Source organism: Paraburkholderia sp. GAS42 (assembly GCF_050436565.1).
Taxonomy (GTDB): Bacteria; Pseudomonadota; Gammaproteobacteria; order Burkholderiales; family Burkholderiaceae; genus Paraburkholderia.
On sequence record NZ_JBNDML010000007.1, the window covers coordinates 31,779 to 57,347 of the forward strand.

A 25,569-nucleotide genomic window follows, 5' to 3' on the forward strand; every position below is an offset into this window, starting at 1 on the left:
CGGGCAACGGACGCGCCGCGCGGACACAAAAAAAGCGCACGCTTTCGCGCGCGCCTTTCGCTCAGGCTTCACACTCAGTCTTTCACATCGACGGTAGCGAAGCAGCGAACGCGGACGTTGATCCGCCCCACCCCGCACGATGATCATTCAACGCGTCTGTTCCTGCTCCTGCTCGGGCCAGTCGCGGATATACGCCTTCAACATGCGGTTTTCGAAACCCTGCTCCTCGACGACCGCTTTGGCCACATCGTAGAAAGAGATCACGCCCATCAGCGTGCGGCTTTCCAGAACCGGCAGATAGCGCACATGGTGCTCCAGCATCATGCGGCGTACCTCGTTCACGTCCGTTTCCGGTGTGCAGGTAAGCGGATGGTCGTCCATGACCTTGCGGATTGTCGATGTGCCGACGCTGCCGCCGTTCTCGCTCAGCGTCAGGATAATCTCACGAAAGGTCAGCATGCCGACCAGATCACCGTATTCCATGACAACGAGCGAGCCAATATCGTGCTCGGCCATTGTGTTGACTGCTTCGCTCAGCCGCGTATCGGGCGTGACGGTGAAAAGCGTGTTGCCCTTGACCTTGAGGATATCGCTGACTCGCATGATTGTCTCCTGTGATGCTTTAAAGCCTGACTGACTTTCGATCCTAGCGGAAAGGGGTGCAAAAGGAAAGCGGGCAAACCGCATGCGGACGCGGCTTTGCCCCGGTGATACGATTGCCCCCACTTTCATCCTTCGCCGGGCCACCCACGGCTCAGCCGCTCACGATGTCCGCCAACCGTTTCGACACGCTTGCGCTGCACGCCGGCGCTGCCGCCGACCCGACGACCGGCGCCCGCGCCACGCCGATCTATCAGACCACCTCGTTTTCGTTCCGCGATACCGACCACGCCGCGTCGCTCTTCAATATGGAGCGCGCCGGCCACGTGTATTCGCGGATCTCGAACCCGACCGTCGCCGTCTTCGAAGAGCGCGTCGCCGCGCTGGAGAACGGCGCCGGCGCAATCGGGACGGCGAGCGGGCAAGCGGCGCTGCATCTTGCCATTGCCACGCTGATGGGCGCCGGCTCACACATCGTGGCGTCCGGCGCGCTGTACGGCGGCTCGCACAACCTGCTGAACTACACGCTTCGGCGTTTTGGCATCGAAACGACTTTCGTCAAACCCGGCGACCTCGACGCATGGCGCGCGGCGCTGCGCCCCAACACGCGGCTACTGTTCGGCGAAACGCTCGGCAATCCCGGCCTCGACGTGCTCGATATCGCCGCTGTCGCAGAGATCGCCCACGAATACCGCGTGCCGCTGCTCGTCGATTCGACCTTCACGACGCCTTACCTGCTCAAACCATTCGACCACGGCGCGGATTTCGTCTACCACTCGGCGACGAAATTCCTCGGCGGCCACGGCACGACGATCGGCGGCGTGCTGGTTGACGGCGGCACATTCGACTTCGAGGCGTCCGGCCGCTTTCCAGAGTTCACAGAACCCTATGAGGGCTTCCACGGCATGGTATTCGCCGAGGAAAGCACCGTCGCGCCCTTCCTGCTGCGCGCCCGCCGCGAAGGCCTGCGCGACTTCGGCGCATGCCTGCACCCGCAGGCCGCCTGGCAACTGCTGCAGGGCATCGAGACGCTACCGCTGCGCATGGAACGTCACGTCGCGAATACGCGCAAGGTGGTCGAATTTCTCGCCGGCCACGCCGCCGTCGAATCTGTCGCCTATCCGGAACTGGCGTCGCATCCGGATTTCGCGCTGGCGCAGCGTCTGTTGCCGCGCGGCGCGGGCGCGGTGTTCAGCTTCAACCTGCGAGGCGATCGCGCCGCCGGCCGGCGTTTCATCGAAACACTTGCGCTCTTCTCGCACCTCGCGAATGTCGGCGATGCGCGCTCGCTCGTCATCCACCCCGCGTCGACCACGCATTTCCGCATGGACGCGGCCGCGCTTGCCGCAGCCGGCATCGCCGAAGGCACAATCCGGCTGTCGATCGGCCTCGAAGATCCCGACGACCTGATCGACGATCTCAAGCGCGCGCTGAAGGCATCGCAGAAGTCCGCGGACGCACCCACCGCCAAAGGATCGACAAAAGCGTCGACAAACCCACCCAAAGACGACGGTTCGCGCAGGGAGTCCGTATGATCCTCGATGTTTACGGCGCGCCCGCATACGCCTACACCGGCGGCAAACCGTTCGACCCCGCACTCCCGACCGCCGTCTTTATCCACGGCGCCGAGCACGACCACAGCGTATGGGCGCTGCAGACCCGATATTTCGCGCACCACGGCTTTGGCGTGCTCGCGGTCGATCTACCCGGTCATCACCGTAGTGCAGGGCCAGCGTTGCGCGATATCGGCACAATGGCCGACTGGCTGGCTGCCCTGCTCGACGCCGCAGGTGCAGCGCGCGCGTTCGTCGCCGGACACAGCATGGGCTCGCTCATCGCGCTCGATTTCGCCGCGCGCTATCCCCACCGGGCAACGCATCTCGCGCTGCTCGCCACCGCCGCGCCGATGGCCGTCTCCGACGCCCTGCTCGATGCGGCCGCCAACCGCGAGCCTGAGGCCATCGAAATGGTCAATCAGTGGTCTCACTCGACCTTCGCCGCCAAGCCTTCCTGTCCAGGCCCGGGTTTCTGGCTTCACGGCATGAACCAGCGCCTGATGGAACGCGTGGCGGCCACCGGCGAGCCACAACTCTTTCACCGCGACTTCAGCGCATGCAATGCCTACACGGACGGCATCGCACGGGCCGCACAGGTGCAATGCCCCGTACGGTTGATTGTGGGCCGCCGCGATGCGATGACGCCGCCACGCGCCGCGCAGGCGCTCACCCACGCATTTGCATCCGCCGGTGTCACCGTCGACACCGTTACGCTGGACGCCGGTCACGCCCTGATGGCCGAACAACCGGATGCAACGCTCGACGCCCTGTTCACGTTTGCTTCCGGCTCTGCCGCGACCGTGACCCGCTAAGGCCGCTCGACAGCCATCACGATAGCGAATTGCGTGGACGCCCACCATCGGCCGAATGGCCAGGTTGCGCCCATGCATCGATAGCAGCACAATGATTCCAGTCAACCGGCAGCACGTGCATGGCGCACGTGGCGTGTACCGGCCGGGCATGGAAGAAGCGGAGGCAATGATGGCGCACACCACTCATACCGATCACTTCGCGAGTTTCGCGGAGTTCTATCCGTTCTATCTGGAAGAGCATCGCAACAGCGTGTCGCGCCGGTTGCATTTCGTGGGCTCGCTAGGCGTGATCGGCTTTCTGGCGATGGCGCTCGCCACCGGCGACTGGTTGTGGCTACCAGCGGCGCTCGTCTGCGGATATGGCTTCGCGTGGATCGGGCATTTCTTCTTCGAGAAAAACCGTCCCGCTACGTTCCGGCATCCGATCTACAGCCTGATGGGCGACTGGGTGATGTTCAAGGACATCTGCACGGGGAAGATCTCGCTATAGCGGCAAGTGAACTGGCGGCGTGGGGGCTCGCGCTGGGTGGGCTGACGGTGAACTGAAGCGAAAACAACAAGAGCAGCAGTATGTGAAGTACCCGCAAACAAAGTAGCGGCGGCCGAAGCAGGGACAGGCAAAGACACCGGCGCCCGCCCGGCCAGCGAAAAGTCTGAGCTACGCCGTCTGGTGCGGCATGGCCGTGCGCCGCGCGTCGTCTTCCGCGCCATCGGCCGCTCGCGCCGCAGCCCGCGTTGCCAGCAGCGAAGCCAGCGAAACGTTGAGTTTGTCGTTTTCGAGCGCGGCGAGGAGCGACGCGCTGTCGATACGCGTCGAATCCAGATTCAGCTGATACTCCAGTTCCGCGCGGTCGATCACGAAAAGCGCGAACAGTTGCGCGACGGTAATCTGGCTCGGATTTGCGAGCAGCAGAAAACGCGGCTGGGCGCCGTTCTCTTCGAGACGCGCGACCCACTCGAGCTGTTCAAGCTGCTGCGTGAGCCGGATGGTCGTATCCATATCGCGACGGAGCGCGCGTGCGAGTTGCTGGATCGTGTAGCCCGGCTTACCTGCTTCACGCGCTTCGGACAGCCGCGCCAGCAGTTCAAGCCCGTCGAACAGGTCGCTGCCGGGAAACTGCGGCCGGTGGAACTGGCCGGTCCGGATCGCCGGCAACGCCGACGCGATCATTGCGCCCGCGAGCGTAATGAACCAGCTGAGGTACATCCAGAGCAGGAACATCGGCAGCGCGGCGAACGCGCCGTACATGGCCGTGTAGGTCGGTATACGCCGGATGTAATAGCCGAAGCCGCGCTTCGCGAGTTCGAATGCAACTGCGGCACACAGGCCGCCCACTACCGCGTCGCGCCATTCGACCCGGCAATTCGGCAGATAGACATACAACATCGTGAATGCGAGCGCGGTGAGCGGCAAGGCGGCACCCGTCAGCGCCCACTCGATCACGGTCGGCACATGCTGCACGCCGGTGAACGCCATCGACTGCGTGAACAGATAGGAGGAAATCGACAGACTGAAACCGATCAGAAGAGGACTCAGCGTGAGAATCGCCCAGTAGACAAGCACGCGCTGTGCGAAGGGCCGCGGTTTGCGCACGCGCCAGATCACGTTGAACGCGGATTCGACCGTCATCATCGTCATGACCGACGTGAGAAACAGGATGATCATGCCCATCGTCGTCAGGCCTTTTGCCTTCGACGCGAATTCGTTCAACCAGTTGAAAATCTGGTTGTTGATCTGCGCGGGCATCAGATGGTCGGCGAGGAAATCCTGCAACGACATCTGGAACGCCGCAAAAATCGGGAACGCGGTGAAAAGTGCGAACGCGACCGTCGCGAGCGGGACGATCGCGAGCATCGTCGTGAACGTGAGACTGCCGGCCACCTGCGGAATACGATCTTCACTGCTGCGCTGCGCGGCGAACTGCGCGAGACGCCGGATCACATCGAGATCGACACGCACTCTGGACAACAAAAGCACCTCCTTCGTCTCGTGAAACCGCCCGCGGCGCAACGTGCGCGCGGACCCAACCCCTATAATACCCGTTCACCAACGAGGCCTATGAAAGACATTCTTGTGCTCTATTACAGCCGGTACGGCGCCACGCGCGAGCTCGCGCTGGCGATCGCGCACGGCATCGACAGCGTGCCGGGCATGCAGGCGCGCGTGCGTACGGTACCGCCGGTTTCGACCGTCTGCGAGGCAACGCAACCGGATATTCCCGCCGAAGGTCCGCCTTACGTCGAACTGCGCGATCTCGAGGAATGTGCCGGCCTCGCACTCGGTTCGCCAACCCGCTTTGGCAACATGGCCGCTTCGCTCAAATACTTCCTCGACGGCACGACACCGCAGTGGCTTTCCGGTGCGCTTGCGGGCAAACCGGCCTGCGTGTTCACGTCGACGGGCAGCCTGCACGGCGGCCAGGAAACCACCCTGCTCTCGATGATGCTGCCGCTGCTCCACCACGGCATGATGATCCTCGGCATTCCGTACACCGAGAGCACGCTCACCACCACGCAGACCGGCGGCACGCCCTACGGTGCGTCGCACTTTGCGCGAGCGGGCTCGGCCGAACAGGGCATTTCCGCCGATGAAAAAACGCTCGCGGTCGCGCTCGGCGCACGTGTCGCGCGGGCGGCTTCGATGATGAACGACCGGCCATGAACGCGCCTCATGTGCCGCCAGCCAGGCCGACGCCAGCAGGCACGCCGCCCGCGCCTGTCGCGCCCGTTACGGCGCCGCGCGGCTTAGCGCACGGCGCATCGGCGGCGTTGATCGCGCTGATCGTGCTGTCGGTCGCGTGGGAGTGGTGGCTCGCGCCGCTGCGGCCCGGCGGCTCGGCGCTCGTGTTGAAGGCCGCACCGCTCTGCTTAGCGCTCGGCGGTGTGCTGCGCCATCGTGTGTACACGCTGCAATGGGCGTCGATGCTGGTGCTGCTCTATCTCGCGGAAGGCATCGTGCGCGGCATGACCGACGGTGGCCTGAGCGCGAGTCTAAGCTGGCTGGAAGCGGCGCTCGCGATCGTCTTCTTTGTCTGCGCGCTAGGCTATGTCGCGCCTTACAAGCGCGCGGCAAAACGCGCGAAAAAGGCCGCGGGTTAAGCGGCGGTCGAACGCAAGGTGAGCAGCAGGCCGAGAAGCGAGGCTGAGAAGCGAGACCGAGAAGCAAGGCCGAGAAACAGGCTGAAAAGCGGGTTGAAAAGCGCCGATAACCGCGCGCATGGCGCCAGTGCGCACAACAACCCAATATATGCAGCAGAACGTGGAGATCCCGCAAACGCACAACAGCCCACCCGGAACGCCACGTACACCAACCGCAATACACGCACTAAAGCCGGGCGACACAACCCGACCGACCACCATCATGAGCCAACCCGCTGAAGCCTCTCGCCATCGCACCTTCCTCGACGCCTGCCGCGATGCCATTGGCGCCGCGCATGTCCTGACGGACCCGCACGACACCGCCCCGTACATCACCGACTGGCGTCGTCGCTACACGGGCGCCACGCTCGCAGTGCTCTGCCCTTCCACCGCTGATGAAGTCGCAGCGCTCGTCAAACGTGCCGTCGAACACCGCATCGCGATCGTCCCGCAAGGCGGCAACACCGGCCTCGCCGGCGGCGCGACGCCAGACAACAGTGGCGAACAGGTCGTGCTGAGCCTGAAACGTCTGAACCGGGTGCGCGATATCGATCCGCACAACAACACGATCACGGTGGAAGCGGGCGTCGTCCTCGCCGACGTCCAGGCGCGCGCGGAAGAAGCCGGCCGCCTGTTCCCGCTGAGTCTCGCGGCTGAAGGCAGTTGCACAATCGGCGGCAACCTTGCGACGAACGCCGGCGGGACGGGCGTCCTGCGTTACGGCAACACGCGCGAGCTGTGTCTCGGTCTCGAAGTTGCGACGCCGCAAGGCGAACTGTGGGACGGCCTGCGCGGACTGCGCAAGGACAATACCGGCTACGACCTGCGCGATCTGTTCATCGGCGCCGAAGGCACGCTCGGTATCATCACCGCGGCCGTGATGAAACTGCATCCGCAACCCGCGGCGCGTGTGACGGCGCTGGCCGCGCTTGCGTCACCGCACGCCGCGCTCGATTTTCTCGCGCTGACGCAACGCTGCGCCGGCCCGCTGTTGACCGGCTTCGAGTTGATGTCGGATTTCTGCCTCAGGCTCGTCGGCGCGCATTTCCCGCAGATGCGCTATCCGTTCGCCGACGCGCACGCGCAGGTCGTGCTACTCGAGCTGTCCGATAGCGAAAGCGAGGAGCACGCGCGCGCCCTCTTCGAACGGCTGATGGAAACGGCGCTCGAGGACGGCCTCGTCGAAGATGCGGTCGTCGCGGAAAATCTCGCACAGTCGAATGCATTCTGGGATCTGCGCGAACACATTCCGCTTGCGCAGGCCGAGGAAGGGCTGAACATCAAGCACGATATCGCCGTGCCGATCTCGCGCATCGGCCATTTCATCGAGGAAACCGACGCGGCCATTGCGAAGCACGTGTCGGGCGCGCGAATGGTGACGTTCGGCCATCTCGGCGACGGCAACCTGCACTACAACGTGCAGGCGCCCGAAGGGGTCGACGCGAAGGCGTTTCTCGATCAGTATCAGATATCGATCAACCAGATCGTCTACGACAGCGTGCACCGGCATCGCGGCAGCATCAGCGCGGAACATGGCCTCGGGCAGCTGAAAATCGACGAAGCGATGCACTACAAGCAGCCGGTCGAAGTGCAGTTGATGCGCACGCTGAAAGCCGCACTCGATCCGCTCAATCTGATGAACCCCGGCAAGGTGATACGCTGAGGTCCGGCGCATCGATATCGACGAAGGAGCCGTGTCCGTGAAAATTCGCGTTCTGTCCGATCTGCATCTCGAATGCGACGAGCCCGAAGTGATCCCGCACGCGAACGCGGATCTGGTCGTCCTCGCCGGCGACATCCATAACCACGCGCTTGGCCTGCGCTGGGCCGCGGAGACGTTCGACGGTGCCGTGCCCGTCATCTATGTGCCGGGCAACCATGAGTACTACGACGGCGAGTTCGGCGCGCTCGAATCGGCGATGCGCGACGCCGCGCACGCGGTCGATAACGTCCACTTCCTGAATAACGCGTCGCTCGTCGATCCGGCGGGCCGCTGGCGCGTGCTCGGCACCACGTTGTGGACCGACTTCACACTGTATGGCGCGAGCGACGAAGCGCGCGCGGAATCGATCGCCGCAGCGGAACGCGTCATGCTCGACTTCCGCGGGCTCATCCAGCTGACCTGGCCGCACAATGTCGACCCCGGCAGCGGCGACAGCAGCGCCGCCGCCGAAGGTCCGCGCGACTTCACGCCCGCCGATTCGCTCGCGCTGCACGTCCGCGCGCGTGCGTGGCTCGAAGCGGAACTGGCCCGCCCGTTCGACGGCAAGACGATCGTCGTGACCCATCACGCGCCGCACCGGCTCAGCCTCTCCGCACGTTATGCGGAAGACCGCGTATCGGCGGGCTTCGTCAATGACCTGCCGGAGCTTGTCCGCGCGCCCGCTGCGTTGTGGATCCACGGTCATACGCATACCGCGTTCGACTACACGGTCAACGGCACGCGCGTCGTGTGCAACCCGCGCGGCTACATCGACCGACGCACGGGCAAGCTCGAAAACCCCGATTTCACGTGGGACAAGGTCGTGGAAATCTAGAGCGCTGTCCCTTCGGAGGCCTCATGTGTAACCGGATCAGCCAGTACAGCCAGCCGCTACGTTACGCAGAACATCTTGGCCTCTCGAATCCGTTCATGCTGTTCGATGCCGCAGACCGTCGCCCGGGCTACAACCTCGCGCCCGGCATGCATCCGCTCGCGATTTATCCTGACGAAACCGTCCGCGCAGTCCATTGGGGTTACCGGCCGCCGTGGGCCGTCGAAGAAAATCTGCCGCAGACGATCAACGCGCGCGCCGAAACGGCCGCGACCGCCCGCTATTTCCGCACGCTGTGGCGCACGGGCCGCGTGCTGGTGCCCGCCGATGGCTGGTTCGAATGGCACGTGGAGCCCGCACTGGAAACCGCTGGCACCGACGCAGCGCCGGGGGCGAGCGATATCAGGGAACGTCAGCCCTGGTACGTGCGCCTGAAACGCGACGAGCCGATGTATCTCGCGGCGCTTTCCAGCGTGCGCGAACCGGGGCGTCAAACAGAGGGAATGGGCATGGTGATCGTGACCGCGACGGCCGACGCGGGACTGATCGACGTGCACGATCGACGCCCGCTGGTCTTGTCGCGCGATACGGCGCGCCGCTGGTTCGATCCGTCGTTGCCGCTGCGGGAGCTCGAACTGCTTGCCCGCAAGGCATGTGTGCCAGCGAGCGAATTCGTGTGGTATCGCGTCAGTGGCGACGTCAATCGCCTGCTAAGCGACGAGCCCGGCCTGATCGAGGCGCTGCCCTGACCACTGGTCACTGGCCACGAAAGCGGCGAAGCGGCCAGAGCCAGGCGCATGGTCAGCGAATAATCAGCGAATATCAGAACGATCCGAACGAACTGGACGGGAAACCTTGATGGGGACGAGTTGAGGCTGCGGCCGCAGTATGCGCAGGAGTTCGCGCGACGCGGCGATTCCGATCAGTCCAAGCATGACGGCAACGCCGACGAGCAGATGCGTATCCATGGGGTTCCTCTTCGTGCGGTTCGAGTGATGCGGGTAATTCAGGTGATAACGTCTGATGTAAGTCAGGTCGATCAGTGCATTCACCAAACGTTAGCAAATCGATTCGCAGGAAGAAGTAAGGAAATGTTGCGATGCGCCACGTCTGTAACAGCGCGCAACGGTCGACATCACATCATCCGCGCCAAACGGCGGCTGGCTGTGCGGCCGACGCGAAAACTTACGTCCGCGCAAACTGGCGCAACTCGGCCTGATCGGTAGCGAGCGTCGCCGGCAATTCGTCGCGCATGAATTCGACCCACGTACGGATCTTGGCGTCCAGATACTGACGTGACGCATAGAGCGCATACACGTTCATTTCCTGCGACGTGTACGCCGGCAGGATCCAGACAAGCTCGCCGCTGCGCAGACCGCTGATCGCCGAATAGATCGGAATCAGGCCAACGCCCATGCCCTCACGCACCGCGACCGCCATCGCCTCCGCGACATTCACCTGAAACGTCGCCGGGCCGAGAAACACGGATTCCTGACCATCCGGGCCGTCGAAAATCCATTCGTCGGAGGGAAAAACCGGCGTCACCATCTGCAGGCAGGTATGTCTGGCCAGATCGGCCGGCACTTGCGGAATACCGTTGCGCTCCAGATAGGCCGGCGACGCGCAGGCAATGCTGAACGCGCTGCCCAGCCGCTGCGAGACGAGGCCCGAATCCGGCAGACCAGTCGCAACCGTCAGCGAAACGTCGTAGCCTTCGTCGAGCAGATCGGGCATGCGCTGCGCGAGTGTCAGCTCGACGTGAACCTCCGGATAGCGCTTCTGATACCGCCCGACGGCAGGCACGACGTAGTGCTGGCCGAAGCTCGTCATCGCGTGTACTTTCAGCTTGCCGGACGGTCGCGCATGGGCGTCACTCGCCTCCGCTTCCGCCTGCTCGACGTACGCGAGAATCTCCTCGCAGCGCTGCAGATAACGCTCGCCGGCCTCGGTCAGCGCGATGCGGCGCGTCGTGCGGTTGAGCAGCCGCGTGCGCAGATGCGCTTCGAGATCGGACACAGCGCGTGAGCAATAGGCGGTCGTGGTATTGAGATGCTGCGCGGCGCCCGTGAAGCTGCCAGCCTCTACGACACGAGCAAATACGCGCATATTTTGAAGCGTATCCATATATCCTTCCGTTGACCCGATGGATTGTTACATGAATCGCAAGAACAATTATCTCAATTCCCGTAAAGATGCCTTGCATCTTTACAGGTTATTCAGCAATCCCTCGAAAAATATAATGACGCACAGTGTTCTATAGTCAATTAAGGAGCAAATCGTGCAGTCTCCGGTATCGAAAGGGATCGTTGCGTTTAGCGTTCTTGCGATCTCATTAATAATCGCCGGCTGTGCCAATACCGGAGGCATCGCGCCGCAGTCACAGGGGCTCAATACGTCCACGCTCGATGCCGGCGCGGCCATCCGCGCGGCCAACGCCGACGCGAAATGGCCCGCCGCCGACTGGTGGCGTGTCTTCAACGACCCGCAGTTGAACGCATGGGTTGCGGCGGCGCAAGAAGGCAATCCCACGCTCGCGGTCGCGCAGGCGCGCGTGCGCCAGGCGAAGTCGATGGCCGGCATAGCCGCATCGGCGCTGTCGCCGCAGGTGAAGGGCGATCTGTCGTTGCAGCGTCAACACTGGCCCGACAACGTCTATTACGGTCCGGGCCCGCTCTCCGACGCCAACACGTGGAACAACACGGGCACCATCAGCCTCTCCTACAACCTCGACCTGTGGCGCCACGACAGGAACAACGCTGAGCGCGCGCTGGATATGGCGCACGCCACCGCCGCCGACGCCCGCGCTGCGCAGCTCGAACTCGAAGCGAACGTCGTGCGCACGTACGTGCAGATGTCGATGAATTACGCGCTGCTCGACATCGCAAAGTCGACGGTCGACCAGCAGCACCGCATTCTGGATCTCGCGACGAAGCGCCTGAAAGGCGGTCTCGGCACGCAACTCGAAGTCAGCCAGGCCGAAACGCCGCTGCCTGAGTACGAACGGCAAATCGACGCGTACGAAGAACAGATCGCGCTGGGCCGCAACCAGCTGGCCGCGCTGGCCGGCAAGGGTCCGGGCGCAGGCGAATCGATCGCCCGTCCTGCCATTGCGCTCGCCGCGCCCATCGGTCTGCCGTCAGCGCTGCCGGCCGAACTGATTGGCCACCGGCCGGATGTCGTCGCTGCCCGCTGGACGGTCGCGGCGCAGGCACGTGGCATCGACGTCGCGAAGGCCGACTTCTACCCGAACATCAACCTGCTCGCGTCGGTCGGCGGCTTTGCTGCGGCTGGCCCGATGTTCCAGTTCCTGCATGCGGCGAACGGCGGCTGGACGGCGGGGCCGGCCCTGTCGCTGCCGATCTTCGAAGGCGGGCGGCTGCGCGCGCAGCTTGGCGCGGCTTCCGCCGGCTATGACGTCGCGGTCGACCAGTACAACCAGACGATCGTCAGCGCGCTGAAGGACATCGCCGACCAGATCGTGCGGATGCGCTCGCTCGAAACGCAGGCGAAGGACGAACAACGTTCGGTCGATGCGGCGCGCCGGAACTACCAGCTGTCCGCGGAAGGCTACCGGCGCGGTCTGACCGATTACCTGAACGTGCTGATCGCGCAAACGCAGTTGCTTCGAGCGCAGGAAGGCGTCGCGCGGGTGCAGGCTGAACGGATCGACGTGCAGGCTTCGCTTGTGACCGCACTCGGCGGAGGCGTCATCGAACCGGAAGACGGACCGGACACCACGGAGACGCTGCCTGCGCACGGACGCGGCAAGAAGACTTCGACGGTTGCTACGTCTGCCGCATTCGCCACGTCGACCGCGCCCTCCGGCACGGCGGCCGCGGGCACGGCGTCCGCTGGCACGGCGCCCGCTGACACGGCGTCACAGAAGTAAGCGCGGCGCTCACATGTCCACGCCTCTCTCCTCCGCCCCGCCGCCGTCGCCGCTCGTCGCGTTCTACGCGGCCGCCGCCGACTGGGCACGCACCGACGGTCGCACCTGGATCTACATGTTCAAGGCGATCGCCGCCGCGCTGCTCGCGCTCGGCATCGCGATGAAGCTCGATCTGCCGCAGCCGCGCACCGCGATGACGACCGTGTTCGTCGTCATGCAGCCGCAAAGCGGGATGGTGCTCGCGAAGAGCTTCTACCGGATCTGCGGCACGCTCGTCGGACTCATCGTGATGCTTGCGCTGCTCGGGCTCTTTTCGCAGCAACCGGAACTCTTCATCGTTACGACCGCGATCTGGGTTGGCATCTGCACGGCGGGCGCGGCGCGTAACCGCAACTTCCGCTCGTACGGTTTCGTGCTCGCCGGTTACACGGCCGCACTGATCGGCATCCCGGCGTCGCAGCATCCGGACGGCGCGTTCCTCTCCGCGCTCACGCGGGTGGCCGAAGTCACGGTCGGCATCCTGTGTTCCGGCGCGGTCAGCGCGCTGGTGTTTCCCCAGCACGCCGGCGAGCAGATGCGCACCACCGTGCGGGCGCGCTTCAGTTCGTTTGTCGAATACATATCCGGGTCGCTCTCAGGGCGCATCCCGCGCGAGCAGATCGAAGCGACGAATGCGCGCTTTGTTGCCGATATCGTGGGCTTCGAAGCGACCCGCAGCGTCGCCGTGTTCGAGAGCCCGGATTCGCGGATGAAAAGCGGACGTCTGTCGCGGCTGAACAGCGAGTTCATGACTGCGTCGACACGTTTTCATGCGCTGCATCAGCTGATGAACCGTCTGCACAAGACTGCAGCCGCCGAAACGATTGCCGCGCTCGAGCCGTATTACAAGGAGATCGCGCCGCTCCTCGCGAAGTCGAGCGCGGGCGAGCCGGTGCTCACCGCTGCCGACGCCGCGCACGCCGCCGCGCAGCTCGAAGCGTACAAGGCCGCGTTGCCGAAGCGCATCCGGGCGACGCGCGCCGAGCTCGAGCACAATCCGGAGTGCCCGCTGCTCGACTTCGACACGGCGAGCGAACTGCTCTATCGCTTCGTCGACGATCTGCATGCGTACGCGGCCACGTATGCGTCGCTGGCCGTCGACACGCACGAGCGCGAACGCTGGATCGAGCGCTACGAGCCGAAGACGAACCTGATCGCGGCGGGCGTCGCGGGCCTTCGCGCGCTAATCGTGATGCTGGTGCTTGGCGCGTTCTGGATCGCGACCGCGTGGCCGAGCGGCACGACGCTCGTGCTGAACGCGGCGGCCATCTGCGCGCTGGCGTCGTCGTCGCCTTACCCGACGCGTACTGCGTTCCAGATGGCGGCCGGCACCGTCCTGTCGTCGATCATGGGGATGATCGTCACGTTCGGCATCTATCCGCACATCGACGGCTTTCCGCTGCTCGCGCTGGCGCTCGCGCCCTTCCTGCTGCTCGGCATATTCATGACGACGCGGCCGAAGCTGGCCGGCTACGGCATCGGCTACTGCATTTTCTTCTGCTTTCTGGCGGGTCCGGACAACCTGGTCCACTACGATCCGACAAGCTTCATGAACGATGCGCTGGCGCTGGTGATGTCGATGCTGGTGTCGTCGATCGCGTTCGCCGTGCTGCTGCCGCCATCGACGCCGTGGCTGCGTAACCGGCTGTTCCATGACCTGCGCCGCCAGGTGGTGCTGAGCTGTCACGGGCGGCTTGTACGTCTGCGTTCACACTTCGAAAGCGGCGCGCGCGACCTGATGTTCCAGATCAACGCGCTGGCCGAGGGCGAGCCCGAACTGAAGCTGAATACATTGCGCTGGCTGTTCGCGGTGCTGGAAGTGGGCAACGCAGTCATCGACGTGCGCAACGAACTGGCGACGTTGCCCGCCGATCCGCGCTACGAAGAATCGATGCCCTGGCGCGTCGCGATCCGCGAGATGCGCGACACGCTGGCGGACCTCTTCGACCGGCCGGGCGCCGACCGCATGGATGAGGCGTTGCTCGCCACCGCCGACGCGATCGCGCTGACACAGCCGGTGCTCGCGACTTTCACGCAGCCGCGCGAGGAGCGGCACCAGTTGCAGCGCATCCTGAGTCATCTGCATTTCATACGTACTGCGCTGCTCGACCCGCAGTCGCCGCTGGAGGCACTGGTGGGCGGCCGGGGTGAAGCGCTTGAGGGAGACCGCCATGCCGCGTGAGATTGCTGTCCTTGACGCCTACGTGCCGGCCATTGTGCTGCTGTTCATTGCCGGCGCCGCGATTACGTGGATGCTGGATCGCGTGATTGCCTGGACGGGGCTGTACCGTATCGTCTGGCATCCATCCTTGTTCCGGGCGAGCCTGCTTGTCTGTGTGTGCGGGGTGCTTGGCCTCGCCGTTTATCGTTGATCAGAGTCGAAACATGACCATCCGAAAAATTATTGGCTTTATCGCGACGCTTGCGATTTTCGCAGTCGCGATCTTTATTGGCCGCGCGCTGTGGGTTCACTACATGGACGAACCGTGGACGCGCGACGGCCGCGTGCGGGCGGAAGTGATCAACATCGCCCCGGACGTCTCGGGCGCGGTGGTGGAACTGCCGGTGCGGGACAACCAGCTGGTGAAGAAAGGCGACCTGCTGATGCAGATCGATCCTGCGCACTATCAGATTGCGGTCGAGCAGGCGCAGGCGGCGGTTGCTGCGCGCAAGGCGGAGCTGCAGGCACGTCGCGACGAGGCCCAACGTCGCGCCGACATGGACAGCCTGGTTGTCTCGAAGGAAAGCCGCGAAAACGCATCGCACTCGGCGACGGCGGCACAGGCGCAGTATCAGCAGGCGATTGCCGCGCTGGATGCAGCGAAACTGAATCTGGAGCGCACGCGGGTGGTGGCGCCGGTGGATGGGTATATCACCAATCTATCCGTGTATCGCGGAGACTATGCGACGGCGGGCACGCCGAAGCTCGCGATTGTCGATAGCCATTCGTTCTGGGTGTATGGGTATTTTGAAGAGACAAAATTGCCGCGGGTTCGGATCGGCGACAAGGCCGAGATACGGTTGATGAGCGGTGGGGTTTTGCAGGGGCACGTCGAAAGTATTTCGCGAGGTATTTACGATCGCGATAATCCGCAGAGCCGTGAGCTATTGGCTGACGTGAACCCGACGTTCAACTGGGTTCGGCTGGCACAACGCGTGCCAGTGCGGATTCATATTGATCAGGTGCCGGATGGGTTGGTTTTGTCCGCCGGGACTACCTGTACTGTGGTTGTTACGCCTCGCTGAGGCTGGTTGCTGCTTTCTTTGCTTTTGGTCTGCTAGCGTTGCCCCTGTGCGGGGCGGCATCTACTTTTCTTTGTTCCCCAAGGGGACTTTTGCGTAGTGTTTTTGGCCTTTCCTTGTATTCATGTCGGTCTATTTGCGTCGCCCCTGTGCGGGGCGGCACCTACTTTTCTTTGTCCTTGCCAAAGAAAAGTAGGCAAAAGAAAGGCGCCGAAAACTCGATACTTCCAGGTTGTGTGACACACGGGGAACGGCACCCCATGAAGTGTCGCCCCCGCACTTCATGCCGCATGGGTCCGCGCACGAGAACATCTCTCGCACAGCATCCTTAGTGACAAAGGGCTCATCCACCCGACTCCGCGCTACGCGCATCGCCGTTAGGTACACCAATCCCTCCGCTTGCCCTTCCGCTATTCTCGCCTGTTGCATTGTTAGCGGCATTACCGGGCGGCGTTAGTAGCGAGGTATCTCTTTAAAAGCCGACGGCTTTTTGGAGAGAGGGTAGCTGCGTCCAACGCTTGCGGCGCGCTCGCTACACTCTGCCGAGCGTCGACTTCCTGCGTACTTTGTGAAGTGCGGCCCGCGCACCGCTACTAGACACCCGTCCGTGACGCACGCAGTGCGGAGCGGGATGAATGAGCCCTGTGTCACGAGCGGTGCTGCGCGAGAGATCGGATCGTGCGCGGACCCATGCCGTGTGAAGCGCGGGGGCGACACTTCATGGGGTGCCATTCCCCGGTGATGACGCACCAGGAAGCGAAGAGTTTTCGGCGCCTTTCTTTTGCCTACTTTTCTTTGGCAAGGACAAAGAAAAGTAGGTGCCGCCCCGCACAGGGGCGACGCTAATAGACCGACATGAATACAAGGAAAGGCCAAAAACACTACGCAAAAGTCCCGTGGGGGACAAAGAAAAGTACGTGCCGCCCCGCACAGGGGCAACGCTAATAGCCCGAGAGCAAAAACAGCAACAACCAAAAATCAAACCCCCAGCCTGAACTTCCCAACCATCCCCTTCAACGCCCTCGCCTGATCATCGAGCGATCGGGCAGCCGCAGTAGCCTGCTCAACCAGCGCGGCATTCTGCTGTGTTCCGGAGTCCATCTGCGTAACAGCAAGATTAATCTCTTCGATCCCAGAACTCTGCTCGGCGGAAGCAGCCGATATTTCCCCCATGATGTCCGTCACGCGCTTAACGGCCTTCACCACTTCATCCATCGTCTGTCCGGCATCGTGAGCAAGCGCCGAGCCATTCCCCACCCGCTCGACCGACGCATTGATCAACAGCTTGATCTCTTTCGCAGCCGCAGCGGAGCGCCCAGCAAGATTTCGAACCTCGCCAGCCACAACCGAAAACCCGCGTCCATCCTCACCCGCCCGCGCAGCCTCAACCGCTGCGTTCAGCGCCAGAATGTTCGTCTGAAACGCAATCCCCTCAATCACGCCGATGATGTCGCCAATACTCCGCGCGCTATCGTTAATCGCGCCCATCGTCGCGACCACGCGGCCCACCACCTCGCCGCCCTTCTCCGCAATCTCCGAAGCATTGTTTGCAAGCGCACTCGCCTGCTTCGCGTTGTCAGCGTTCTGACGCACCGTCGACGTCAACTGCTCCATGCTGCTCGCCGTGCGCTCCAGCGCAACCGCCTGCTGTTCGGTCCGCTTCGACAGATCCAGATTCCCCATCGAAATCTCGCCCGACGCCGAAGCAATCGCTTCCGCACTCGCCGCAATATCCGCGACCGTCGTCGACAAACCAGTCTGCATGTCGCGCAAGGCGGACAACATGCTCGACGTGTCCTTGCGCCCCAGCACGATCTCGTTCGACAGATCGCCCGCCGCGATCCGGCTTGCGATCTCTTTCGCATACACGGGTTCGCCACCGAGCTGGCGCGCAAGACGCCGCACCACCCATTCGCTGACGAAAAACGCGAGCACCATCAGCGCCACCGTCATCACGGCCATCATCACGAACGACGAGCGGTAGATGAACGCGGAAGCCTCGATGGTCGCCTTCGCGGCCGTGCCGCGTTGCGCGACCAGTTCGTCGACGAGCTTTTCGAGCTTGCCCGTCTCGACCAGCAATGACACGTCCTGCGTGCCGACCTGCCAGTTCATCTGCGACAGATCGAGCGGCTGTGCCTTCACGAGCGTCACGAACGCGCGCAGGTTGCCGCTCCACGTGGTCACGGCGGCCGAGAATTTTTTCTGCTGCGCAACGGCAGCGCCGTCGGACGGATCGACGTATTGCTGCAGCGTATTCAGTTCGGTACTGATCGACGCGAGGCCCGTTTCGATGTCGTTGCCAAGGTCGTCGCGCTCTTTCGCGGTGGTCGCGGTAAGCAGCATCTTCTGGGCGCGGCTCGCGCGCAGCACGTAACCGCGCGCCTCTTCAGCAGCACGGCTCGCGACGTGGCCCTGATCGTAGATCGAACGGGTCGAACCGTTCAGACGGCTGATCTGCGCCAGCGAAAACACGCCGATCGCCATCGTACCGACCAGCAGCAATGCAAACGCCAGCCGCAGCGTCGCCTTCACCGACAGGCCGGCGAGCCGGCCAGCGCCCTTGCGCGATGGCGATCCGCCGCCCGCGCGTTCCCTGTTCGCCCCGGCACCTGCGCCTGGCTTTGCACCTGGTTGATTGCCCAGCGAAACTGTTTTCATTCTTTTATTCCCCCGCGTGTAAAACCTGGCTGCCAGAAAGGTCAGTTCCGGCATTTCTGCTTATCTATCCGGGTCTACGGCATCGCCCGCCGCGATCTTTAATGTCGCTCCGGCGCTCCGCCCCGTGTCGCGCCGCCTCGTGAGCCGCGCATCCGCGTTGGATTTATACACGGTCAATAAGTCCACCGGAAGCATTTGCAGACGTGCAAGCTCACTATTCGGGACATTTTTGCACCACTTTGGCACGATTCGCGGTATCAGCGATGTCCGATTCGCGACAAATGTTGGCCGGACAATTCATCTGAGCCAAATTAAACTCTCGGAGTTAGCAGATAAGCTCCGGCAAAACAATTTCGATCGCTGCGTCCTGATGTCGCGGCCCCGGAATTCGCCGGTTCGCGAGACGTTTTTCTTCCCTGTCCCTTTTTCGATACTTATGGAAACGAGCCTCGAAAACAGCGCCCTGAGCGCCGCGCCTGCCGCCGCCGGCAGCCCCGCCGCGCCGCCGCTTGCTGCCAGGGCGCAGCGCACGGTCTACTCCGTGCTCGGCGCGATCAGCTTTTCGCACCTGCTCAACGACATGATCCAGTCGTTGATTCTGGCCATCTACCCGATGCTGAAGGACAACTTCGCGCTGTCGTTCGGGCAGATCGGACTGATCACGCTGGTCTACCAGATCACCGCATCGCTGCTGCAACCGCTGGTTGGCATCTATACCGACAGACATCCGAAGCCGTATTCGCTGCCGGTCGGCATGGGTTTCACGCTGTCGGGTCTGCTGCTGATGTCGGTCGCGCCGAACTTCGGCGTGCTGCTGGTGGCGGCGGCGCTGGTCGGTTGCGGCTCGTCGGTGTTTCACCCGGAATCGTCGCGGGTGGCGCGCATGGCGTCCGGCGGCAAGCACGGCATGGCGCAGTCGCTGTTTCAGGTGGGCGGCAATGCGGGCTCGTCGCTCGGACCGCTGCTCGCCGCGCTGATCGTCATTCCGCACGGTCAGCGCAGCATCGCGTGGTTCTCGGTGGCCGCGCTGGTTGCAATCGTCGTGCTGACGCAGATCGGCCGCTGGTACAAACGTCATCCGGCGACGAAGAAGGCGCGCGGCGCGCAGGCCGGCCACCCGACGCTGTCGCGAAACAAGGTGCTGTTCGCGATGGGCGTGCTGGTGCTGCTCGTGTTTTCCAAGTACTTCTACCTTGCGAGCATCAACAGCTATTTCACGTTCTATCTGATCGACCGCTTCCATCTGCCGGTCCAGGCGGCGCAGGTCCATCTGTTCGTGTTCCTCGCGGCAGTCGCGGCGGGCACGATGATCGGCGGCCCGATCGGCGACCGTATCGGACGTAAATACGTGATCTGGGTGTCGATCCTGGGCGTCACGCCGTTCACGCTGCTGCTGCCGTACGCGAACCTGTTCTGGACGGGCGTGCTAACCGTCGTGATCGGTATCGTGCTGGCGTCGGCGTTCTCGGCGATCCTCGTCTATGCGCAGGAACTGATTCCGGGCAAAGTCGGCATGGTCGCGGGGCTGTTCTTCGGTCTCGCGTTCGGGTTGGGCGGCGTCGGCGCTGCGGTGCTCGGCCAGCTGGCCGATGCGACGAGCATTGCCTACGTCTACAAGGTCTGCTCGTTCCTGCCGTTGCTCGGCGTGCTGACGGTGTTCCTGCCGGATCTCGAACGCAAGAAAGCGAAGGCCTGAGCGCACTGCGTCTGATTCGCTCGCCGTAGCTTAAGGCGCCGCACCGCGGCGCCTTTTCTTTTGCGCGCGAGTGGACGGCGAGACGATCGCGCGTCATGGTGAACCCGCGTTGTTCGACGGTGCTACGCTGCTCTATGCTGTGCGCACGCATTGCCCGCGAGCCGCCCGTGTGGCCGCTACCGGCAGGCGGATGCAAGCCGGTCGCTGTTCCGCTCAACGCTTCGCAGAAGGATCGCCGCAGATGACCCGTTATCGCGATTTCCACCGCCGCTCGATCGACGACCCGGAGACGTTCTGGGGCACCGAGGCACAACGCATCCACTGGGAAAGGCCGTTCGACAGCGTGCTGGATCGCTCGAATCCACCGTTTTCGCGATGGTTCGTGGGCGGCCGGACGAACCTGTGTCATAACGCGGTGGACCGGCATCTCGTCGCGCGGGCGCAGCAGAACGCGCTGATCTATGTGTCGACCGAGACCGGCATCGAGCGACGCTATACCTACGCCGAGCTGCACGCCGAGGTCAACCGGATGGCCGCTGTGATGCGCTCGCTCGGCGTGAAGCGCGGCGAGCGTGTGCTGCTCTATCTCCCGATGATTCCCGAAGCTGCGTTCGCGATGCTCGCCTGCGCGCGGCTCGGCGCGATTCACTCGGTCGTATTCGGCGGCTTCGCGGCGCCGAATCTTGCCGCGCGCATCGACGATGCGAAGCCCGCGCTGATCGTCACCGCCGATGCCGGCGCGCGTGGCGGCAAGGTCATCGACTACACGCCGCTCGTCGACGAAGCGCTCGCGCGCGCACGGCACAAGCCGCCACACGTGCTTCTGATCGACCGACAACTCGCGCCCGAACGGCTCAACGCGAGCTATCTCGTCGCGTACGAGCCCTTGCGCGAACAGTATTTCGACGCTCACGTGCCGTGCGAATGGCTCGAATCGAGTGAGCCTTCGTATGTGCTCTACACGTCGGGTACGACTGGCAAGCCGAAAGGCGTGCAGCGCGACGTCGGCGGCTATGCAGTGGCGCTGGCGGCATCGATGGAATACATCTTTGAGGGCCGCGCGGGCGACACGATGTTCACCGCGTCGGATATCGGCTGGGTGGTCGGGCACAGCTACATCATTTACGCGCCGCTGATCGCGGGGCTCACGACGGTCATGTATGAAGGCACCCCGATCCGTCCCGATGGCGGCATCTGGTGGCGGCTCGTGCAGCAGTACGGGATCAACCTGATGTTCACCGCGCCGACGGCGCTGCGTGTGCTGAAGAAGCAGGACCCGAAGTTCATGAAGCAGGCCGACCTGTCGAGTCTGCGCACGCTGTTTCTCGCTGGCGAGCCGCTCGACGAACCGACTGCTTCGTGGATCGCGGATGCGCTCGGCAAACCCGTCGTCGATAACTACTGGCAGACGGAAACCGGCTGGCCGATTATCGCGATCCAGCGCGGCATCGATGCATTGCCGCCGAAGCTCGGCTCGCCGGGCGTGCCGGCCTATGGCTACAACCTGTCGGTGCGTAACGAATATACGGGCGAGCCGTGCACGCCGGGCGAAAAAGGCGTGATCACGCTGGGCTATCCACTGCCGCCGGGCTGCATGTCGACGGTGTGGGGCGACGATCAACGCTTCGTCGACACGTACTGGTCGAGCGTGCCGGGGCAACAGCTGTATTCGACGTTCGACTGGGGCGTGCAGGACGACGACGGTTACGTGACGATCCTCGGTCGCACCGACGATGTGATCAACGTCGCCGGACACCGCCTCGGCACGCGCGAAATCGAGGAAGCGCTGTCGAGCCATGCGTCGGTCGCGGAAGTGGCGGTCGTCGGTGTGGCGGACAAGCTGAAGGGACAGGTGGCGCTCGCGTTCGTCGTGCTGCGCGAGCCGGATCGCTACGCGGACGCTGCAGCGCGTGCTGCGCTCGAATCGGATCTGGCGACAACGGTGGACCGGCAACTCGGCGCGATCGCGCGGCCGGCCCGCGTGCACGTGGTGTCGATGCTGCCGAAGACGCGCTCCGGCAAGCTGTTGCGGCGCGCGATCGCGGCGCTTGCAGAAGGCCGCGACCCGGGCGATCTGCCTACTATCGAAGATCCCGCCGCGCTCGGGCAGATTCGCGCGGCGCTGGATGAGGCGCTGGGGTGAACGGGATCGTGAAGGGGTTTGCGGTGTGACCGGTGTGATCGGCTTGCCAGAACCGGTCAGCGCCTTCGCGAAATCCGTTCCTTGCGACGTGGCGAAACACCGCTTTCGTCAACCGCGCATCTGAAAAAACCGCGTGAGAACGCCGGTTGAATATGCGCCGGCGATCTCGACCAGAAACGTAGCAAACGAAGCCGGCGCGTGCGCATCCGCAGTATCGGAAATGGTGCGCACGATTGCGCACGGCACGCCATATTCGAAACACACCTGCGCGATCGCCGCACCTTCCATCTCGACCGCCAGCGCGTCCGGCAATGCGTCGCGCAGCGCCTGAACCGCAGCGGCGCTCGCGACAAACTGGTCGCCGCTGACGATCAGCCCGCGATGCACGCGCGGCATCTGCGTACTGAAGCGCGTTGAAAGCGCGCCTCCCTCTTGCGCGACGAAACTTTCGCAAGCCGCCGCGAGTTGCGCCGACAACGTCTCATCAGCGCCAAAGCGCGCCATGCCCAGCAAAGGCACTTCGAATCGCGGAAAGAGTGGCGACGCGTCGAGATCGTGTTGCAACAGCATGTCGGCCACGACGATGTCGCCGATGTGCACATCACGCCCAACGCCGCCCGCGACGCCCGCGAACACGACAGCTTCGACGTCGAAGACGTGAATCAGCGCGCTGACGGTCGCCGCCGCCGCGACCTTGCCGACACGCGCGAGCGTCACAACGCACGGCGTGCCCTGCACCGTTCCCACGTGGTAATCACGCTGCCCCAACGTGATGGTGCGTACGCCCGATTCAGCGCGCATGGCGGCCAGCAGGTCGCCAAGTTCCTGCGGCAACGCCGCGAGCACGCCGAGCGGACGACGTGCGACCTCGTTATTTGAAAGCTGCACCGTACTCATTCCACCGCCTGCAGTTTTGCGACGGCGAGCGCCAGCCATTTCTCGCCGTGTCGTTTGAATTTGACCTGCGCTTTCGCATCGGCGCCACCGCCTTCGAGCGCCGTCACCGTGCCTTCGCCAAACTTCGTGTGAAATACCTGCTGCCCGACACGAAAGCCCGTTTCCGCAGCCCGTTGCGCGTTCGCAAAAGCAGGCAGCGGCGCGGACGTCGTCGCCGCGCCCGTATAGCCCTGCTGGTGGTCAGGACGCGCGAACCAGTCGCGGCCATACCCGGCGTTGTCTGAACGGCCACCCCAGCGCGCGCCTGCCTCGACCTTCGGCGTGAGCCACTTCAGCGTCTCCTGCGGCAATTCGTCGAAAAAACGCGAGCGAATGTTGTAGCGCGTCTGGCCGTGCAACATGCGGCTCTGCGCGAACGACAGATAGAGCCGTTCCTTCGCGCGCGTGATCGCGACATACGCAAGACGCCGCTCTTCCTCGAGCCCATCCGATTCCATCGCGCTGTTTTCGTGCGGGAACAGGCCTTCTTCGAGACCGGTGATGAACACGGCCGTGAATTCGAGGCCTTTCGCCGCGTGCACCGTCATCAGCTGGACCGCTTCCTGACCGGCCTGCGCCTGGTTATCACCCGCCTCCAGCGACGCGTGCGACAGGAAGCCCGCAAGCGGCGTCATCGTGTCGGGATTCTGCGCCGGGTCGGTGGGCGTAGCGGCGTCGAGCACAACGGTATTCGGATCATCGGTCGCGGTAACGAGTTCGGGCGCGGCCGTCGCACCCGGGCGCAGTGGAATGGAACGCGCCGGCGTGTCGAGGCCGTAGCCCTCTTCGCTGACAAACGCGGCCGCCGCGTTGACCAGTTCCTGCAGGTTTTCCAGCCGATCCTGACCTTCGCGCTCGTTCTGATAGAAGTCGGAAAGGCCGCTCGCGCGCACGACGTACTCGACTGTCTCCGGCAAGCTCATCTGCTGCGTTTCGGCGCGCATCTTCGCGACCAGCGTCGCGAAGCTGGCGAGGCTCGAACCGGCCTTGCCGGTGACATACGGAATCGCCGCGGCCATCGACACGTTGTACAGGCGCGCCGCGTCCGCCAGCTGCTCGATCGAGCGCGCGCCGATACCGCGCGTCGGAAAATTGACGACGCGCGCGAACGCGGTGTCGTCATTCGGATTGTCGATCAGACGCAGATAAGCGAGCGCATGTTTCACTTCCTGTCGCTCGAAAAAGCGCAAACCGCCATACACACGGTATGGAATGCCCACGTTCACGAGCGTGTGCTCGATCGTCCGTGACTGCGCGTTGCTCCGGTACAGCACGGCGATCTCGCTGCGCGACGTGCCCGTGTTGATGAGCGCCCTGATCTCTTCGACGATCCAGCCGGCTTCCTGTGTATCCGTCGCGGCTTCATACACACGCACCGGCTCGCCGTGGCCCGCGTCCGTGCGCAGGTTCTTGCCGAGACGGCGCGAATTGTTCGCGATCAACTGGTTCGCGGCGTCGAGAATATGGCCGTGCGAACGGTAGTTCTGCTCCAGCTTGATCAGATGCCGTACGTTGAATTCCTGCTCGAAATCGCGCATGTTGCCGACGTTCGCGCCGCGGAAGGCATAGATCGACTGGTCATCGTCGCCGACGGCAAAGATCGAATTCGTCTGGCCCGCGAGCATCTTGAGCCATGCGTACTGGAGCTTGTTGGTGTCCTGAAACTCGTCGACGAGAATGTGCCGGAAGCGCGCCTGGTAATGCGCGCGCAGCGGCGGATTGTGCGCGAGCAGTTCGAAACAGCGCAGCAGCAACTCAGGAAAATCCACCACGCCTTCGCGCTGGCACTGCTGGTCATACGCTTCGTAAAGCTCGACGAACTTGCGGTTGAAGTTGTCAGTGGCGTCGACGTCTTTCGGACGCAGCCCCTGCTCTTTCGCGTTGTTGATGAAGTACTGCAGGTTCTTCGCCGGATATTTCTCGTCGTCGATGTTGAGGCCCTTCATCAGACGCTTGATGGCCGACAGCTGGTCGGCCGTATCGAGAATCTGGAACGTGGCCGGCAAAGCCGCATCGCGGTGATGGGCGCGCAGCATCCGGTTACACAGGCCGTGGAACGTGCCGATCCACATGCCGCGCGTATCGATGGGCAAGAGCCCCTGCAGGCGCGACATCATTTCGCGCGCGGCCTTGTTCGTGAACGTGACGGCGAGAATCGTGGACGGCGAAGCGAACCCGTTCTGGATCAGCCACGCGATCCGCGTGATCAGCACGCGCGTCTTGCCGCTGCCGGCGCCAGCCAGAATGAGTGCCGGTTCGTTCGGCAACGTGACGGCGGCGTGTTGTTCGGGATTCAGATTCGCTAACAGATCGGGCATGTGA

At 63.6% G+C, this 25,569-nt stretch carries 21 protein-coding genes; 14 read left to right on the forward strand and 7 right to left on the reverse strand.

What is annotated here, in order from left to right; translation table 11 throughout:
- Window positions 1-147 precede the first annotated feature (147 nt).
- The gene (locus tag P3T16_RS12550) at window positions 148-603 is read right to left on the reverse strand and encodes a CBS domain-containing protein (RefSeq protein WP_429342548.1); all 456 of its coding nucleotides are present in this window, start codon (window positions 601-603) and stop codon (window positions 148-150) included.
- 164 nt (window positions 604-767) lie between these two features.
- On the opposite strand from P3T16_RS12550, the gene P3T16_RS12555 reads away from it, so the two are divergent.
- From P3T16_RS12555 to P3T16_RS12565, 3 genes are all read left to right on the forward strand, one after another.
- Window positions 768-2,135, forward strand: a complete 1,368-nt coding sequence (locus P3T16_RS12555; protein ID WP_429342549.1) for an O-acetylhomoserine aminocarboxypropyltransferase — start codon at window positions 768-770, stop codon at window positions 2,133-2,135.
- On the forward strand, window positions 2,132-2,968 hold the full coding sequence (locus P3T16_RS12560; protein WP_429342550.1) for an alpha/beta fold hydrolase: 837 nt from the start codon (window positions 2,132-2,134) through the stop codon (window positions 2,966-2,968). Before P3T16_RS12555 ends, P3T16_RS12560 begins: the two co-directional genes overlap by 4 nt.
- A 169-nt stretch (window positions 2,969-3,137) precedes the next feature.
- Window positions 3,138-3,458, forward strand: coding sequence for an Mpo1-like protein (locus P3T16_RS12565; protein WP_429256933.1), 321 nt, complete (start codon window positions 3,138-3,140; stop codon window positions 3,456-3,458).
- 168 nt (window positions 3,459-3,626) lie between these two features.
- Here P3T16_RS12565 and P3T16_RS12570 read toward each other — a convergent pair whose 3' ends face one another.
- Window positions 3,627-4,940 carry a YihY family inner membrane protein gene (locus P3T16_RS12570; protein WP_429342551.1) on the reverse strand — a complete coding sequence of 438 codons (1,314 nt, stop codon included), beginning with the start codon at window positions 4,938-4,940 and terminating at the stop codon, window positions 3,627-3,629.
- Window positions 4,941-5,027: 87 nt separating this feature from the next.
- On the opposite strand from P3T16_RS12570, the gene wrbA reads away from it, so the two are divergent.
- The 5 genes from wrbA to P3T16_RS12595 all read left to right on the forward strand — a co-directional run bounded on the left by wrbA (window position 5,028) and on the right by P3T16_RS12595 (window position 9,389).
- A complete protein-coding gene (wrbA, locus tag P3T16_RS12575) occupies window positions 5,028-5,630 on the forward strand; it encodes an NAD(P)H:quinone oxidoreductase (protein WP_429342552.1) in 603 nt (200 codons plus the stop codon).
- On the forward strand, window positions 5,627-6,067 hold the full coding sequence (locus tag P3T16_RS12580) for a DUF2069 domain-containing protein (RefSeq protein WP_429342553.1): 441 nt from the start codon (window positions 5,627-5,629) through the stop codon (window positions 6,065-6,067). Before wrbA ends, P3T16_RS12580 begins: the two co-directional genes overlap by 4 nt.
- Before the next feature lie 262 nt (window positions 6,068-6,329).
- A complete protein-coding gene (locus tag P3T16_RS12585; RefSeq protein ID WP_429342554.1) occupies window positions 6,330-7,769 on the forward strand; it encodes an FAD-binding oxidoreductase in 1,440 nt (479 codons plus the stop codon).
- 37 nt (window positions 7,770-7,806) lie between these two features.
- Entirely contained in the window at window positions 7,807-8,643 is an 837-nt protein-coding gene (locus P3T16_RS12590) for a metallophosphoesterase (protein ID WP_429256674.1), read from the forward strand.
- A 23-nt stretch (window positions 8,644-8,666) separates the two neighbouring features.
- On the forward strand, window positions 8,667-9,389 hold the full coding sequence (locus tag P3T16_RS12595) for an SOS response-associated peptidase (RefSeq protein WP_429342555.1): 723 nt from the start codon (window positions 8,667-8,669) through the stop codon (window positions 9,387-9,389).
- A gap of 63 nt (window positions 9,390-9,452) precedes the next feature.
- On the opposite strand, the gene P3T16_RS12600 is transcribed toward P3T16_RS12595, so the two are convergent.
- Together P3T16_RS12600 and P3T16_RS12605 are read right to left on the reverse strand one after the other, a co-directional pair.
- Window positions 9,453-9,608, reverse strand: a complete 156-nt coding sequence (locus P3T16_RS12600; protein ID WP_429256676.1) for a hypothetical protein — start codon at window positions 9,606-9,608, stop codon at window positions 9,453-9,455.
- 217 nt (window positions 9,609-9,825) lie between these two features.
- Window positions 9,826-10,764, reverse strand: coding sequence for a LysR family transcriptional regulator (locus tag P3T16_RS12605; protein WP_429256677.1), 939 nt, complete (start codon window positions 10,762-10,764; stop codon window positions 9,826-9,828).
- A gap of 154 nt (window positions 10,765-10,918) precedes the next feature.
- On the opposite strand from P3T16_RS12605, the gene P3T16_RS12610 reads away from it, so the two are divergent.
- From P3T16_RS12610 to P3T16_RS12625, 4 genes are read left to right on the forward strand one after another with little or no spacing between them, the layout of a single operon-like run.
- Window positions 10,919-12,529, forward strand: coding sequence for an efflux transporter outer membrane subunit (locus P3T16_RS12610; protein WP_429342556.1), 1,611 nt, complete (start codon window positions 10,919-10,921; stop codon window positions 12,527-12,529).
- 13 nt (window positions 12,530-12,542) lie between these two features.
- The gene (locus tag P3T16_RS12615; protein WP_429342557.1) at window positions 12,543-14,750 is read left to right on the forward strand and encodes an FUSC family protein; all 2,208 of its coding nucleotides are present in this window, start codon (window positions 12,543-12,545) and stop codon (window positions 14,748-14,750) included.
- Window positions 14,740-14,940, forward strand: coding sequence for a DUF1656 domain-containing protein (locus P3T16_RS12620; RefSeq protein ID WP_429342558.1), 201 nt, complete (start codon window positions 14,740-14,742; stop codon window positions 14,938-14,940). Before P3T16_RS12615 ends, P3T16_RS12620 begins: the two co-directional genes overlap by 11 nt.
- A 13-nt stretch (window positions 14,941-14,953) precedes the next feature.
- Window positions 14,954-15,814 carry an efflux RND transporter periplasmic adaptor subunit gene (locus P3T16_RS12625; protein WP_429342559.1) on the forward strand — a complete coding sequence of 287 codons (861 nt, stop codon included), beginning with the start codon at window positions 14,954-14,956 and terminating at the stop codon, window positions 15,812-15,814.
- Between the two features lie 975 nt (window positions 15,815-16,789).
- Here the strand turns inward: P3T16_RS12625 and P3T16_RS12630 are convergent.
- Window positions 16,790-18,472: a methyl-accepting chemotaxis protein gene (locus tag P3T16_RS12630; RefSeq protein WP_429256681.1), complete on the reverse strand. Its 1,683-nt coding sequence runs from the start codon at window positions 18,470-18,472 to the stop codon at window positions 16,790-16,792.
- A gap of 436 nt (window positions 18,473-18,908) precedes the next feature.
- On the opposite strand from P3T16_RS12630, the gene P3T16_RS12635 reads away from it, so the two are divergent.
- The gene (locus tag P3T16_RS12635; RefSeq protein ID WP_429342560.1) at window positions 18,909-20,168 is read left to right on the forward strand and encodes an MFS transporter; all 1,260 of its coding nucleotides are present in this window, start codon (window positions 18,909-18,911) and stop codon (window positions 20,166-20,168) included.
- A 241-nt stretch (window positions 20,169-20,409) separates the two neighbouring features.
- Complete coding sequence (locus tag P3T16_RS12640; RefSeq protein WP_429342561.1) at window positions 20,410-22,311, forward strand: propionate--CoA ligase; 1,902 nt, start codon at window positions 20,410-20,412, stop codon at window positions 22,309-22,311.
- Window positions 22,312-22,419: 108 nt separating this feature from the next.
- On the opposite strand, the gene P3T16_RS12645 is transcribed toward P3T16_RS12640, so the two are convergent.
- Both P3T16_RS12645 and P3T16_RS12650 read right to left on the reverse strand, forming a co-directional pair.
- Window positions 22,420-23,208 (reverse strand): 5'-methylthioadenosine/adenosylhomocysteine nucleosidase, encoded by a 789-nt coding sequence (locus P3T16_RS12645; protein WP_429342562.1) that lies wholly within the window; start codon window positions 23,206-23,208, stop codon window positions 22,420-22,422.
- A complete protein-coding gene (locus tag P3T16_RS12650) occupies window positions 23,205-25,565 on the reverse strand; it encodes a UvrD-helicase domain-containing protein (RefSeq protein WP_429342563.1) in 2,361 nt (786 codons plus the stop codon). The genes P3T16_RS12645 and P3T16_RS12650 overlap by 4 nt, the downstream gene beginning before the upstream one ends.
- Between the last annotated feature and the right edge of the window lie 4 nt (window positions 25,566-25,569).